The organism is Streptomyces sp. NPDC059679, assembly GCF_042734105.1.
In the GTDB taxonomy this organism is placed as follows: Bacteria; Actinomycetota; Actinomycetes; order Streptomycetales; family Streptomycetaceae; genus Streptomyces.
Window position 1 is genome coordinate 1 of record NZ_JBHWES010000132.1, and the last position, 13610, is coordinate 13610.

Annotated in this window: 8 protein-coding genes and 4 pseudogenes; 7 read left to right on the top strand and 5 right to left on the bottom strand. The window is 70.7% G+C overall.

What is annotated here, in order from left to right; all coding sequences use genetic code 11:
* Nucleotides 1-158 precede the first annotated feature (158 nt).
* The 3 genes from ACFV2X_RS54230 to ACFV2X_RS54240 form a co-directional block, all read right to left on the bottom strand.
* A complete protein-coding gene (locus tag ACFV2X_RS54230; RefSeq protein ID WP_385631415.1) occupies nt 159-830 on the bottom strand; it encodes a CBS domain-containing protein in 672 nt (223 codons plus the stop codon).
* 10 nt (nt 831-840) lie between these two features.
* A complete protein-coding gene (locus tag ACFV2X_RS54235) occupies nt 841-1797 on the bottom strand; it encodes a universal stress protein (protein WP_385631417.1) in 957 nt (318 codons plus the stop codon).
* 163 nt (nt 1798-1960) lie between these two features.
* Entirely contained in the window at nt 1961-3124 is a 1164-nt protein-coding gene (locus tag ACFV2X_RS54240) for a nitrate/nitrite transporter (RefSeq protein ID WP_385631428.1), read from the bottom strand.
* Between the two features lie 127 nt (nt 3125-3251).
* Between ACFV2X_RS54240 and ACFV2X_RS54245 the strand changes: the two genes are divergently transcribed.
* The 3 genes and pseudogenes from ACFV2X_RS54245 to ACFV2X_RS54255 form a co-directional block, all read left to right on the top strand.
* Nucleotides 3252-4937 (top strand): NAD(P)H-dependent oxidoreductase subunit E, encoded by a 1686-nt coding sequence (locus ACFV2X_RS54245; protein WP_385631419.1) that lies wholly within the window; start codon nt 3252-3254, stop codon nt 4935-4937.
* Nucleotides 4934-7615 (top strand): formate dehydrogenase subunit alpha, encoded by a 2682-nt coding sequence (gene fdhF / locus ACFV2X_RS54250; protein ID WP_385631421.1) that lies wholly within the window; start codon nt 4934-4936, stop codon nt 7613-7615. Before ACFV2X_RS54245 ends, fdhF begins: the two co-directional genes overlap by 4 nt.
* 101 nt (nt 7616-7716) lie before the next feature.
* A pseudogene (locus ACFV2X_RS54255) lies at nt 7717-7779 on the top strand (hypothetical protein); the annotation flags it as partial.
* Nucleotides 7780-7824: 45 nt separating this feature from the next.
* Here ACFV2X_RS54255 and ACFV2X_RS54260 read toward each other — a convergent pair.
* A pseudogene (locus ACFV2X_RS54260) lies at nt 7825-7980 on the bottom strand (two pore domain potassium channel family protein); the annotation flags it as partial.
* Nucleotides 7981-8000: 20 nt separating this feature from the next.
* Nucleotides 8001-8876, bottom strand: coding sequence for a universal stress protein (locus ACFV2X_RS54265; protein ID WP_385631430.1), 876 nt, complete (start codon nt 8874-8876; stop codon nt 8001-8003).
* 324 nt (nt 8877-9200) lie between these two features.
* Here ACFV2X_RS54265 and ACFV2X_RS54270 point away from each other — a divergent pair.
* From ACFV2X_RS54270 to ACFV2X_RS54285, 4 genes and pseudogenes are all read left to right on the top strand, one after another.
* Nucleotides 9201-9585 (top strand): annotated as a pseudogene (locus tag ACFV2X_RS54270) (HAD-IC family P-type ATPase); the annotation flags it as partial.
* A gap of 345 nt (nt 9586-9930) precedes the next feature.
* Nucleotides 9931-10770, top strand: a pseudogene (locus ACFV2X_RS54275) (IS5 family transposase).
* Between the two features lie 531 nt (nt 10771-11301).
* On the top strand, nt 11302-12912 hold the full coding sequence (locus ACFV2X_RS54280; protein ID WP_385631422.1) for a flavin monoamine oxidase family protein: 1611 nt from the start codon (nt 11302-11304) through the stop codon (nt 12910-12912).
* Nucleotides 12909-13550, top strand: coding sequence for a Rid family hydrolase (locus tag ACFV2X_RS54285; RefSeq protein ID WP_385631425.1), 642 nt, complete (start codon nt 12909-12911; stop codon nt 13548-13550). Before ACFV2X_RS54280 ends, ACFV2X_RS54285 begins: the two co-directional genes overlap by 4 nt.
* Nucleotides 13551-13610: the final 60 nt, after the last annotated feature.

Sequence of the window (13610 nt, forward strand, 5' to 3'; positions counted from 1 at the left end):
CACGTACACATGGTGCTCCGCCTCGGCTACGGCCCACCAGGCCCCAGAACACCACGCCGCCCGACCCGCCACACACTCGACATCCAGCCCTGACCAGGTGTGCGCCAGGCGCGCGCCCACGGAGCTCGGGGACACGGGGCCCTGCCCGGGGTGTGTTGTCAGGAGCCGTGTGCCCCCTGAGCTTGTCCGGCAGCGGTGAAGTGGCATTCGACGTCCACAACCCCTTCCACCGCCCGGATGAGACGCGCGGCCACGGGAATCATCGCGGCGTTCGGGATCTGCCCGCCAAGAGTGACGACGCCCTCGTCCACCCGCACGCGTACGGTACGGCTGACCTCGGGGAAGAGATAGGACACCACTGTCCGGCGAACCTCCTCTTCTATGTCCTCGTCCGGCCGGAGGAAGACCTTCAGGAGGTCGCCCCGGCTGACGATGCCCTGCAGCATCCCCTCGCTGTCGACCACGGGAAGCCGTTTGACCCGCCGAACGGCCATGATCCGGGCCGCCTCGGCCAGGGTGGCGTCCGCGTGAACGGTGACCGCCGGGGCGGTCATCAGTTCCTCCGCCGTCACGGCCCCCGCCTTCGCGAGGTCGGGGAGGCGCCGCAACTGCTCGAAGCGGTCCGGGTCGCTGTCCCGGAACTCTTCCTTGGGCAGCAGATCCGCCTCGGAGACCACACCGACCACTCGCCCCTCACCCTCCAGGACCGGCATGGCGCTCACCCGCCACTGCCCCATGGTCCTGACCATTTCCTTGAACGACGCGTCGCGCCCGACAGCGACCACCGAGCGCGTCATCACATCACTCACCTGGTGCGGAGTCTCGGACACGGGAACCTCCTCATTTCACGTCTGCCTCAGTCGGCGTACCGGCCGCCCCACTACCTCCAGTGTCCGACCGCCCGCCATCTCGCTCCGTCACGTGCGGATGCGGGACGGTGAGGACCGGGCACCGCGCGTGGTGAAGCACGCCCTGACTCACCGAACCCAGCAGCATGCCCGCGAACCCGCCATGTCCCCGCGTCCCCACCACCAGACCGACCGCGTGAGCGGCCGCCTCGGTCAGCGCCTCCACCGGGTGGCCCTTGATGACCTCATGGTGCAGCTCCACCTCCGGGTGGGTCGCGGTCCGGCCGGCGACCGTCTCGGAGAGCACACGGCGGCATTCCCGCAGCGCCGCATGCTCGTCCAGGGCGCCGAGCAGTGGAGGGTGCCAGACATAGATCGCCCGCAGGGCGGCACCGTGCAAGGCGGCTTCCTCGAAAGCGAAGTCAACTGCCGTGGCGGAGTGCGCGCTGCCGTCCACGCCGACCACCATGTGCAGCGGGTGCTGTGTGATGTGCTCCGGTTCCGGCACCACGATGACCGGGCAGGGCGCGTGGGCGATGACCGGCAGTGCCACCGAGGCGGAAGTGAACAGTTCCTGCCTGGTGCTCAGGTGCCACGAGCCGAGCACAACCGCCGTGGCGTCCCTCGCCTGTTCGCGCAGGACCCACGCCGGGTCCCCCTCCGCCAGTTGCGCGGACACCTCCACCTCGGGACGCCGGGATTCCGCGAAGGTGACCGCTTCCCTGAGCACCTGGTCACCCGCCGCGTGCAGCGCCTGGTTCCACTCCTCCCAGGAAGGCCGCACCTCCCTCGACCGGTATCCCCCGGTCGGAACGCCTTGGGCGTGCACCAGCCGCAGCGGCAACCGGCGCCGGGCCGCCTCGTCCACGGCCCAGGCAAGCGCCATCCGCTTGGCGGGGTCGGGGTCGACGCCCAGCACGACCGGCCGACGTCCCAGCGGATTCGTCATCGCCGCCTCCTGCGAGCCAGGCTCGCCCCCCTTCCGCGCTCTCACCATCCAGCCTGCCCCCGTCCGCCGCCGGTCACCATCCGGCGGCAGCGGCCACCGTCATCGGCGCCTCCCTCCGTCAGGCAAGAGCTGAACGAGCGCCCGCGGCGGTCGTGATCGCGACCTACGCTGTGCGGGACGCTTGCCGGGCTTCGCGCCTCACGGTGGTGGCGGTGAACACCGCAGTGACGCCCGCGGTGATCGCCAGCAGCGCGTATCCCCACGTGTAGTCGTCCGTGGCTCCGTAGACGGCACCCATGACCAGAGGTGGGAAAAAGCCGCCCAGCCCTCCCGCAGCGCCCACTACGCCGGTGACCGAACCGACTCGCTCGGGGGGAACGAGTCGGGCGACGAGTGCGAACACGGCGCCCGATCCTGCGCCGACGGCGGCCGCCATACCAAGGAAGGCGAGAGTTCCGAGCGGGACCAGTGGCAGCTCCACGGAGGCAAGGAGCGCGAGAGCCGCCAGGGCCGCGTATGCAGCGATGAGCACGGGCACGGGATGCCACCGGTCGGAGAGCCATCCGCCGACCGGGCGCATGGCGACGGCGAGGACGACGAAGCCCGCGGTGCGCAGGGCGGCGTCGGACCGTCCGAGACCGTAGGCGGTGGTGAGATAGGTGGGCAGGTAGACGCTGAAGGCGACGAACCCGCCGAAGGCCACGGCGTAGAGGAAGGCCAGCCGCATGGTGACGGTCATCCGCAGGGCCGCCGTGGTGCGGGCGAGCAAGGAACCGGACGGTACGGCGCGGTCTGACCTGTCGCGCAGGAGGAGTCGGGCCACCAAGGCGTATCCGGCCAGGAGGCCGGCGACCACGTCGAAGGGGAACGCGTACCCGACGGTGTCAGCCAGCTGCACGGTGGTGAAGGACGAGAGAGCGGTACCGCCCGTGCCGATACCGAAGATCCCAAGCGCCAGCCCTCGACGCTCGGGCGGATACCAGGCATTGACGAACGGCACACCGATCGCGAAGGTCGTGCCGCCCAGACCGAGGAAGAAGCCGCCCACAAGCACCGTGGGCAGGGAGTCGGCCACGTGGCCGAGGTAGAGCACCGGCAGGATGGTGAGGCCGGCGACGAGAGGGAACATCCGGCGTGCCCCGACGCGGTCGGTGAGGGCGCCCACGGGGATCCGGCCGAGCGAGCCGACGATCACCGGAACCGCCACGACCAGGGACTGCTGGAACGAGGTGAGGTCCAGGTCCTCCCTGAGGGTCGGGCCGAGGGGCGCCAGCAGTGCCCACGCCCAGAAGCAGAGCATGAATCCGGCCGTTGCCAGGGCGAGCATCCGCGTCGGCTGTGTGGCCGCCGCGCCGCCGACCTGCGGCGATGAAGTGCGGCTCAAGGGACCCTCCCCACAAACAAACACTTACGCCCGAATTGCACCCTTATATGAATGCTTCCACGATGAGGTCATGATTCCCGTAGGTCCTGCGGACCGTTTCGACGCGTTCCGGGCCCTGGCCGACCGGCGCGGGCGGCCGGGAGACCGGCTGATCACATCGTTGGCCGAGGCCAGGGCAGGAACGGCGGACAGCCCCGAGGTCTGGGCTCCGGGCATCGCCGCCGGTTTCGGTCTGCCCGCCGCCGCCGCGCTCGGACCGGCCGGTTACTATGCGGACCTCGCCGCCCCGCACGGCCGGCGTCACGTCCGGGTCTGCGCGGGCACCGCGTGCTTCGCCGCCCAAGCCGGACGGCATCTCACCGATGTGGAGCGCGAGCTGGGCGTTCCCGCGGGCACGACCTCACCGGACGGCGAGACGTCGGTGCAGGCGGTTCGCTGTCTGGGGTACTGCTACGCGGGCCCCGCCGCGCTCGACGGTGACCGGCCCCGCACGGGCCCGACGCTGGCCGGTCAGCTCGCGGGGCGCGAGCCGCCTAGGGCACCGGAGATCCCGGTGGCCGACGACACGGGCGCCCCCGTGCTGCTGGGGGGTGTGGTGGCCGGTGAGCCAGCGTGGCAGGTGTGGCCGCGGATGGTGACAGCGGGCACCCCTGACGAGGTCCGGCGGGAGGTGGCCGCCTCCGGGCTGCGAGGCCGCGGGGGCGCGGGGTTCCGGGTGGCCGCGAAGTGGGAGGCGGCCGGCCGGACACCGGACACCGTGGTGGTGGTCAATGGAGACGAGGGGGATCCCGGCTCGTACGCCGATCGGCTGCTGATGGAGGCGGATCCCGAGCGGATGCTGGAGGGCCTGGCCTTGGCGTGCTTCGTGTGCGGGGCACGCCGGGGTGTGGTGCTGGTGCGCTCGGAGTATCCGCATGCGCTGGCACGCGTGCGGGAGGCGGTCGGCCGGGCTTACGCCGACGGGCACTTCGGCTCGTCCGTTCACGGAACGGCCACGGCCTTGGACGTCGAGGTGGTGGAGGGGGCGGGTTCGTACGTCGCGGGTGAGGAGACCGCGCTGATCGCGAGCTTGGAGGGGGACCGGGGCTGCGCCCGGCCGCGCCCGCCCTACCCGACTCAGCGCGGGCTGTGGGGCGCGCCGACGGTGGTGAACAACGTCGAGACCCTGGCGGCCGTCCCGTGGATCGTCTCCCGGGGCGGCGAGGCATACGCCCGGCGCGGGGTCCGGGGCGAGACCGGGACGAAGCTGGTCTGCCTGTCGGAGCGGTTCGCCCGGCCGGGGGCGTACGAGGTCGAGCTGGGCACCCCGCTGTTGCGGATCGTCACCGAGCTGGGCGGCGGCCTGCGTGAGGGGTGCGAGCTGACGGCTCTCCAGGTCGGCGGGCCGCTGGGTGGTTTCCTCGCCCCCGACGCGCTGGACGTGCCACTGACCACCGCCGATCTCACGGCCAGGGGCGCCGCTCTCGGCCATGCCGGACTGGTCGCCTTCGACCAGCGGGTGACACCGGAAGAGGTGCTGCGGCACATCTGGCAGTTCGCCGCGGCCGAGAGCTGCGGCGCCTGTTCACCCTGCCGCGTGGGCTCGCGCCGCGGCCTGGAGCTGGCGTCCGCCGACACTCCGCCCGGGGAGGAGTGGGAACGGCTCGCGCGTGTTCTGGCCGAGGCGAGCCTGTGCGCCTTCGGCCGGCGGATCCCACCCGCCGTACACAGCCTCGCCCGCGCCTACGGGGACCGACTGGCGGGATGGAGGCCATGACCGGAATCGAGATCGAGGTCGACGGCACGGGCGTCGCCGTGCCCGAGGGATCCTCACTGCTCGCGGCGGTACTGGCGGCCGGAATCGAGCTGCCCACGCTCTGCTCCGACGACCGGCTCAGCCCCGCGGGCTCCTGCCGTACCTGTCTGGTGCGGGCCGACGGACACATCGCCGCCGCTTGCGTGACCCCGGCCGCGTCCGGTGTCCGCGTCGAAACCGCCACCGACGACCTTCAGCGGCTGCGTCGGGACGCGGTGGAGCTCATCGTCTCCGCCCTGCCCTCCCGTGCCCTCGCGACCGGCAACCACAGCGAACTTGCGCAGGTCTGCCGGTCGACGGGTATCGGTCCCGAGACGGCGCGGGGTGCCGGAGGCCGGGGCGAGGACGACTCCCACCCGTACGTCCACCTGGACCGGGATCTGTGCATCGCCTGCGGCCGGTGCGTCCGCATGTGCGCCGAGGTACAGGGCACCTTCGCCCTCACCCTGGTCGGCCGGGGTGCCGACACCGTGGTCGCCCCCGGCACCGGCGGGCCCTGGGCCGAGTCGGACTGCGTGGCCTGCGGCGGCTGCGTCGACACCTGCCCCACCGGCGCGATCACCGAGCCGGGGCCCGGGCGCGGGCTCACCTCCGCCCACCGGCCGACCGCCACCCGTACGACATGCGGCTACTGCGGTGTCGGCTGCGCGCTGGACGTCATCACCCGCAACGGCGAGGTCGCGGCGGTCCTGCCCGCCCGGGACGGCCCCGTCAACCACGGGCACGCATGTGTGAAGGGCCGCTTCGCCCACGGCTATCTCGCCTCTCCGGAACGGCTCACCCGGCCCCTGCTGCGGCGCGACGGCCGCCTGGAGGCCGTCGGCTGGGACGAGGCGCTCGGCGAGGTGGCCCACGGGCTGCGCACGGCCATCGACACCGGGGGCCCGGACGCCGTGGCGGCGATCTCCTCGGCCCGCGCCACCAACGAGGAGAACTACCTCGTCCAGAAGTTCATGCGGACCGTGCTCGGCACGAACAACGTCGACAACTGCTCCCGGCTGTGTCACTCCCCCTCCGCCGCCGGCCTGACCGCTTCCTTCGGGCTCTCCGGCGGCACCGACACCTTCGAGGACGTCGAACAGTCCGACTGCCTGCTGGTGGTCGGGGCCAACCCCGTCGAAGCCCACCCGGTGGTCGGAGCGCGACTGCTCCGGCGCGTGCTGCACGGGGCCAAGCTGGTCGTCGCCGACCCCCGCGCCGTCGGCCTCGCCCTGCACGCCGACGTGCATCTGCGCCCCCGCCCCGGCACCAACGTCGCGCTCTTTCACGGGCTCGCCCACGTCCTGCTCGCCGAAGGCCTCGCCGACGAGGAGTTTCTGCGCGAGCGGGCCACCGGCCTGCCGGAACTCGCCGAGCTGCTCGACGACTACCCGCCCGACCGGGTCGCGGACATCACCGGAGTACCCGCCACGGACCTGGTGGCAGCCGCCCGGCTGTACGGCCGCGCCCGCCGGCCCGCCATCGTCTACGGCCTGGGCGTCACCGAACACCTGCACGGCACGGACGGGGTACGGTCCCTGGCCAACCTGGCGATCCTGCGCGGCGCCGTGGGCACCGGCCGCGGGTACGGGGTCAGCCCGCTGCGCGGCCAGAACAACGTCCAGGGCGCCTCGGACATGGGCGCGCTGCCCGACTTCCTGCCCGGCTACGGAAAGGTGACCGACCCTGCCGTACGGTCCCGGGCCGAGGCGGTGTGGGGGACACCGGTTCCGGGGCGGCCCGGCCTGCGGATCCCGGACATGTTCGCCGCCGCACGGGCGGGGGATCTCCGGGCCCTGTGGGTCATCGGCGAGGACGTCTGCGCCACCGACCCCGACGCGAACCAGGTGGCCCGCGCCCTGGATACCTGCCCGCTCGTCATCTGCAACGAACTGTTCCTGTCCGAGACCGCCCGCCACGCCGACATCGTGCTGCCTGCGGCGTCCTGGCTGGAGAAGGACGGCACCTTCGTCAACTTCGACCGGCGGTTCCAGCGGGTCAGGCCCGCCGTGCCCCCGCCGGGCGAGGCACGTACCGACTTCGAGATCGTGCAGGCCGTGGCGACGGCCATGGGCATCGACATCGGCTGCCCGGCTCCGACCGAAGCCCTGGCCGAGTGCGGCCGGGTCGCGCCCGTCTTCGCCGGCCTCTCACACGGCCGGCTGGACCGCGACGGTGCCGTCCCCTGGCCATGCCCGGACACCGGCCGCGCCGGCGAAGCCAAGCTGTACGAGGAACGGTTCGCCACCGCCGACGGACGCGCCCACCTCGCCGCACCCCCCTATCTGCCACCTGGCGAGCAGCCCGACGACGACTATCCGCTGATCCTGGTCACCGGGCGGCGCTGGGCCCACTACAACTCCGGGAGCATGACCCGCCGCGGCGCCAACCTCACCCTCGATCCGACCGACTTCCTCGACCTCAACCCCGACGACGCCCTCCGCTACGCGGTACGCGATGGCCTGCCGCTCACCGTGGAGAGCCGCCACGGACAGGCCCACCTCATCGCCCGGATCAGCGAACAGACAGCCCCCGGCCAGGTCTTCTGCTCCTTCCACTTCCCCACGAGCGGAGTGAACCGTCTCACCTCCGACCACGCCGACACCGTCACCTCCTGCCCGGAGTACAAGGTCACGGCGGTGCGCCTGACCGTGCCGTGACCGCGTCCCGCCGAGGTTGACGACGATGGGAACCCGCGTACTGACGCCCGGTGACGCAGGCCACGGGCCGACCCCAGCCGACAGAAGGTGCGGCCCCCGCGGTGCAGACCCTGACAACCGGTGAGGTCTTCACCACGCTGGACACCTCACCGCGGGGGCTGGCGTCGGCGGACGCGGCGGCGCGGCGGGACCGGTTCGGTCCCAATGAATCTGCGCGCACGGAAATGCCGAGCCAGTCTCCACAGCGCCGTCATGACGAGACGGCTCAGACCGCCGTGACGGGTGGGGTGCCAGAGTGTGTGGAACAGGTCTCGCAGGGCGGCCATGACCAGCCCGACACCAGCGAGACCAACCACTCCATGCATGTCTCCCACGGCCTGTTCCGTCAGTCTCGCTGTGGAACGACGGCGACCGGGCACTCGGAGTGATGCAGCAGGGTGTGGGCGACCCTGCCGAGCTGCAGGCCGAGGTGGCTGTGCCGCCTCGGAGCACCGACGACGACCAAGTCGGCATCGGACGACGCCTCCAGAAGGACCTTGTGGGCAGGGCCTTCGACCGGCTTGCGGTGTACATCGACCCGGGGATGATCCCGTGCGGCCTCGCGCAGCGCGTCTGTGAGGTCGGCCGAGGCCCGTTCCTCATGCGCACGAGCCGCATCGTCCGCGAGCAGAGAGTGGTCCACGTGCTCATGGGCCGGACAGCGCCAAGCCCGCACGGCCTCCAGGGCACAGCCGCGGGCCTCGGCCTCGCGCAGGGCGAACCCCACTGCGCCCGAGCCCTTGCCCGAGTCGCCGACTCCGACCACCACCCGCCCGAAGGCTCCCCGCCGGTTCTGCTCCGAACCACGGACCACGATGACCGGACACTCGGCGCGGGCGGCCACCGTGAGGCTGACCGACCCCAGCAGCAGCCCGGCGAGCTCGCTACGGCCGCGGGAGCCGGTGATCAGGACACATGCCTCATGGCCCTCGCGCAGCAGCGCGGACACGGCATCGTCGGGCTGCACCTCGCCCGACACCTTCACTTCCGGATTGCGAAGCCGGGCTCGTTCCGCGCATGAGGCGATGATGTGCTCCGCCATGATCTCTTCGGCGGGACGATCAGTGCTGAAGGACGGGCGCCCTCCCTCATAACGCTCCCATAGGGAGGCATAGACCAGCCGGAGCGGTAGCCCGTGGCGTGCCGCCTCGTCCACCGCCCAGTCCACTGCCTCCAAGCTGGAATCCGACCCGTCGACGCCCACGACCATCGAGGTTTCCATCGTCCCCACCGCCTTCCTTCCCAGCAGCTGAGCACCCCTGTGAATACCGTCGCACCGCCCGGGGTCCATCGCGACACACGGACCGGCTCTCAAGAGCCATCGGCCGCTCGGTGGCCGCTTCGCGAGTCGGCCGCCCCAGCCGGCAGGACCGCTCCCCGGTTGTCTTGGGGACCTGATCGTGAAATGCGCGCCGGGCGAGGCACGGCCCTTGGCCATTCACTGGTCGGCCAGGGTGATACGGCGGCCCGTGAGGCGTGTGAGCCGGATCGACACCCACATCTCGCGTTCGCCCCCGGCCATGGTGTGGTGTGGGCGCGATCGACCGCCGTCGCCCGCCAGGTCGGCGCTCCCGGGTGCCGGCCGAGGTGCTACCCGAGCACAAGGACGACGAGATCCGCCGTCTGCAGGGCGAAGGCCGCACCGTCGGCATGCTCGGCGACGGCATCAACGACGCCCCGTCCTGGCCGCCGCCGACGTCGGACTCGCCATAGGCACCGGCACCGATGTCGCCATCGAAGCCGCCGACATCACCCTCATCTCCGGCTCCCTCACCGGCGTCGTCACCGCCATCCGGCTGTCGCGAGCCACGATGCGCAACATCCGGCAGAACCTGTTCTTCGCCCTGGTCTACAACGCCGTCGGCGTTCCCGTCGCGGCAGGCGCCCTGTACCCGCTGTGGAGCATCCGTCTGAGCCCCATCATCGCCGCCCATCCCCCGTGGACCGGACAGGACGGACAGCGGGCCGCAATTCGGCCCGGATTCGACCCGGGAGGCTTGTTCAGCAAGGCAACATGGGCTCTGACCTGCAAAAATAAAGAGCGACGGACGAGTCGGCCGCCTGTACGCCGGGTTCAGTCCGAACCGGAGTCCATCCGGAGCGCTCAGCCGACGGGAACGTGACGCCCACGGCATCGATAGGTCCGCACCGATCCACAGTTCATTGTGAGCAACTAAGAGGTCGCGCAGACAGGCGCGGTGGAGCCCCGGCAGCAGAACGGGCGCAGGTTTTCGTGATCATGGAGTTGCGACGCTCTGTGATCACTGGGGAGACCTGTGCCCGCGCTGCCATCATGGCTGACCGAACCGCTCCGGGGCCAATTCGCGGCCCTGCTGCCCGAGCGGCCTGTGTACCAACCAGACCACCCGCTCGGCTGCCACCGCCTCGGATCGGCGACCGGATCATCTTCGACAAGCTCCTGCAACTGTTGCGGTTCGGCTGCTCGTATGAGGCGATCGCCGACACAACGTGCTCAGCCACCACCGTCCACAACCGTTGCGACGAGTGGATCCGATTCGGCATCTTCGCCCAGCTCAAACAGATCGCGGTGGAGTCCTATAACCGAATCGTCGCCCTCGTCCTCGATCAGATCGCCGTCGACAGGTCCATAACCAAGGCTCCCGGGGGCGGCGAGGTCGCCGGACGCTCACCGGTCGACCGCGGCGAACAGGGGCTGAAACCCTCGGGCATGACCGACGGCTACAGCATTCCACTGGGTCGTGTCCTGGCCGGCGCCAACCACCACGACTCCCCTCTGCTCGCCTCGACCCTGGACCGCCTGGGCGACCTCGGGCCACTGCCCGACGACATCACCGTGCACCTGGACGCCGGCTATGACTCGGACAAAACCCGCGCTCTGCTCCACGAACGCAGTCTCCACGGCCGCATCGCGCACAAAGGCGAGAGGGCACCGATCCAGGGCAGTCAGCGCTGGCACGTCGAACGCACTCATGCCTGGCAGGACGCCTTCCACCGACTCGCCCGCTGCTACGAACGCCGCGCTACCGTCATCGACGCATTCTTCGACCTCGTCGAACACGATCATCACCGTGCGTAGCCTGATCCGACGGGCGTGGACCACTCACCGGTGGGAACGCACCAAGCGCCGGCCATGACCGCACGCCTATCCCCGCGACCTCCAAGACTCAGGACGCTAGCCCAGCAGCGCGAGCAGCCGCCCTACCGCCTCCGCGGCGGGCTGGCCCACCGCGCCGACAGCGGCCGCGATCTGCGCGACAGTTGCCAGGACGATGCCGCGCTCACGCAGGGCGCCCCGGTCAGGAGTGAGCTCAGGCAGCGCATCCTCGACGGTCCGGGCTTACTTCGACGCCCCCCACGGGAACTCCTGTCCTATGGATCACCACGATCCAATGATCAGGGTGTCCACGATCAAGGGCTAATCCCCCTTACCCAGCGGGGAGGGCTGCCCTCGGCCCAAGACGGGACCGCACCCGCTCCTTCCTCCTGGTTCGTAGCACACGGCTCGAAACCGGTTACGTCAGTGGTATGGCGTTGTAACAGTCTCGACGGAGGCTCATTGCGCACCTCCGGTCTCCTCAGTAACTCGCACCCCCCACGTGACCGGGTTGACCGAACGACCGCTCCCCGGCCGGCGCGCGCCCCGGGGTGCGGATGAGGAGGAATTGATGGCTGCAGAGCAGTCCCCGGCATCCCGCCGTAACTTCCTGAGATCCGTCGGCGTCGCGGGTGGCGCCGGAGTGCTGTACTCGGCGATGGGCGCACTCGGGCTCGCCCCGGTGCCAGACGTGCGGGCGGATGAGTACCGGGCGCCCCAGCGAAGCGACTTCGCACTCACCGGGCGCGGCGGCAAGAAGGTGCTCGTGCTCGGCGGCGGCATAGCCGGCCTGGCGACGGCGTACGAGCTGGGCAAAGCCGGTTACGACTGCCGGATCCTGGAGGCAAAGGACCGCCCCGGGGGCCGCAACTGGACGGTCCGCGGCGGCACGATGCTGACCGACCTCGACGGGCGTACGCAGACGGCGTCGTTCACCAAGGGCCAGTACATAAACGCGGGCCCGGCCCGGCTGCCGCAGTCCCACGTCACTCTCGAGTACTGCCGCGAACTCGGCGTCGAACTTCAGGTGTTCACCAACCAGAACGCCAACGCGTACATCTACCACGAGAGCAGTGCCGCCCTCGCGGGCAAGCCCATGCGCTGGCGCACGGCGAAGGCCGACGTCTACGGCTACATCTCCGAGCTGCTCGCGAAGGCCACCGACCAAGGCGCCCTGGACGCACAGCTCACCGCGCAGGACAAGGAACGACTGATCGCGTTTCTGCAGAGCTTCGGCGCTATCAAGGGCAAAGCCGACGGCTACGCCTACACCGGCACCGACCGGCGAGGCTACTCGATCGAGCCGGGCGCGGCCTTCGAGGACGGCACGGTCCTTGGCCCGGTGCCGACGCTGTCGGACGTCATCGCCAGCGGCGTGGGGCAGCGCTTCGCCTTCGAACTCGGCTACGACCAGGCCATGCTGATGTTCCAGCCGGTGGGCGGCATGGACGCGATCCCGTACGCCCTGGCCAAGGCGATCGGCCAGAACCGCATCACCTATGGCGCCAAGGTGCTGGAGGTCAAGGACCTGCCGGACGGTGCCGAGGTCACGTACAAGGGCGTCGGCGGCCGTACCCGCACCCAGCGCGCCGACTTCGTTGTCGCGGCCATGCCGCCCATGGTCATGGCCCGCCTCAAGCACAACCTGGGGACCGACATCACCGCGGCGCTGAAGGACGCCGTCCCGACCCCCGTCGGCAAGATCGGGCTCGAGTACCGCAGCCGATGGTGGGAGACGGACGAGCACATCTACGGTGGCATCACGCCGACCGACACCGACCTGGCCACCATCTGGTACCCCTCCTACGGCTACCAAGGCCGCCGCGGCACGCTCATCGGCTACTACAACTTCGGTGCCAACGCCGTCGCGTACAGCGATCTGCCGCACGACCAGCGCCTTGCGCGGGCGGTGAGCCGGGGCGTGAAGATCCACGGCGACAAGTACCGCACCGAACTCGATCACTCCTTCAGCGTGGCCTGGCACCGCACGCCTCATATCGAGGCCGGCTGGGTGAGCTGGCCCTCGCAGACCGGTCCCGAGTACAAGCTGCTCAACCAGCCCGCCGGGCACGTCTACTTCGCCGGCGACTGGCTCAGCCATGTCATCGCCTGGCAGCACGGCGCGTTCACCTCGGCCCGCAAGGTCGTGACCGACATCCACGAAAGGGTGATGGCCGCATGAAGCGACGTACGAAGGTTGTGATCGGTACAGCCCTGACCGCCTCGCTCCTCACCGGCGGCACCGCGCTCGCCGAGGGCAAAGGCTGGTGGCCCGGGCCCAAAGAGGTCCGCGTCATGCTGCCCGAGAGCCAGTCCAACCCGGCCATCGCCACCGGAGTGGCGACCGGCGGTGAGGTAGCGATCTACCAGAGCAGCGGCCTCGGCCCGACCGCGCTCAACCCGTCCGCGCCGGTCGGCTCACCCGAGCTCTACACCGACCCGGCCCTCACTCAGGGCGCCACGGGAGTCACGGTCACCGAGGCCCAGGCACTGGTCGTCCTGCGCAACATCAAGACCAACCTCGAAGCGGCGGGCCTGACCCTGGCCGACGTCATCACCATGAAGTGCTACCTGATGAAACCGCCCGGCGTCGAGACCGCCGACTACGCGGGATGGAACCGCGCGTACCGCCAGTACTTCGCCAACATCGACCTCACCTCGAAAGAGGTCGTCCCGGTCCCGATGGGCACCTCCGCCCCCAAGGCACCGCTGGTCGCCAACAAGGCCCGTCCCGCGCGCGCCACGATGGAGGTCGCGTCGCTGGCCGTCAAGGGCTGGATGGTGGAGGTCGAGGTCACCGCCGCGTACAAGGCGCGCTGACGGGCGCAGTCCCGCGGGGCAACTGCCAGCGAGGGGCCGGGCCCGTAACCGGGCCCTGCC

Bases quoted from the DNA above. Each gene is read 5' to 3' on its own strand.
- ACFV2X_RS54245 (WP_385631419.1), top strand. From the start codon at position 3,252: ATGATTCCCGTAGGTCCTGCGGACCGTTTCGACGCGTTCCGGGCCCTG.
- ACFV2X_RS54240 (WP_385631428.1), bottom strand. From the start codon at position 3,124: ATGCTCGCCCTGGCAACGGCCGGATTCATGCTCTGCTTCTGGGCGTGG.
- ACFV2X_RS54235 (WP_385631417.1), bottom strand. From the start codon at position 1,797: ATGACGAATCCGCTGGGACGTCGGCCGGTCGTGCTGGGCGTCGACCCC.
- ACFV2X_RS54285 (WP_385631425.1), top strand. From the start codon at position 12,909: ATGAAGCGACGTACGAAGGTTGTGATCGGTACAGCCCTGACCGCCTCG.
- fdhF (WP_385631421.1), top strand. From the start codon at position 4,934: ATGACCGGAATCGAGATCGAGGTCGACGGCACGGGCGTCGCCGTGCCC.
- ACFV2X_RS54280 (WP_385631422.1), top strand. From the start codon at position 11,302: ATGGCTGCAGAGCAGTCCCCGGCATCCCGCCGTAACTTCCTGAGATCC.
- ACFV2X_RS54265 (WP_385631430.1), bottom strand. From the start codon at position 8,876: ATGGAAACCTCGATGGTCGTGGGCGTCGACGGGTCGGATTCCAGCTTG.